Raw genomic sequence first — 494 nt, 5'->3', positions numbered from 1 at the left:
GTCTCGAGCTGGCCGCCCGCGCGCAGTGGCGCGCGTACCGGCGGCACCCGTGGCTCGCGCCGATCCTGCTGAACTCGCTGGTCCGGCCCCCGGTACTGGCGGCCGGGCTGCGGCTGCTCGACTGGTCGTTGCGCGCCTTGGCCGGCACCGGCCTGCGCCGCCGGGTGAAGCTGCAGGTCGTCATGACGCTCAACGGCTGGGTCGGCGGCCTGGCGGTGAGCAACGCGTTCGAGGTCCAGGCCGAGCAGGACACGGGCATCACCGGCGACCAGCGGCTGGCCGCGGATATGGCGCTGCTCACGGGTTACCTGGAGTCGGGCCGGTTCCCGGTGCTCGCCGAGGTGATGACCGGCGTCGAGGACGTCGGCATCGACGAGGCGTTCGAGTTCGGGCTGCGCCGCCAGCTCGACGGCATCGCGGTGCTGCTGGGCGAACACCAGTCGCTTTGACGGATGGGCGTTCGGGACGGCGCCGCCACGCTGGGAGCATGAGCG

At 72.9% G+C, this 494-nt stretch carries 1 protein-coding gene; it reads left to right on the top strand.

Features of this window, described 5'->3' with window-relative positions; translation table 11 throughout:
• Positions 1-449, top strand: a 449-nt coding sequence (locus tag G3I65_RS20380) for a TetR/AcrR family transcriptional regulator C-terminal domain-containing protein (protein ID WP_203612443.1), incomplete at its 5' end; no start/stop codon positions are given.
• Between the last annotated feature and the right edge of the window lie 45 nt (positions 450-494).

The organism is Amycolatopsis sp. SID8362 (genome assembly GCF_010550475.1).
GTDB classification, from domain to species: domain Bacteria; phylum Actinomycetota; class Actinomycetes; order Mycobacteriales; family Pseudonocardiaceae; genus Amycolatopsis; species Amycolatopsis eburnea.
This window is presented reverse-complemented; position numbering and strand designations above follow the sequence as displayed.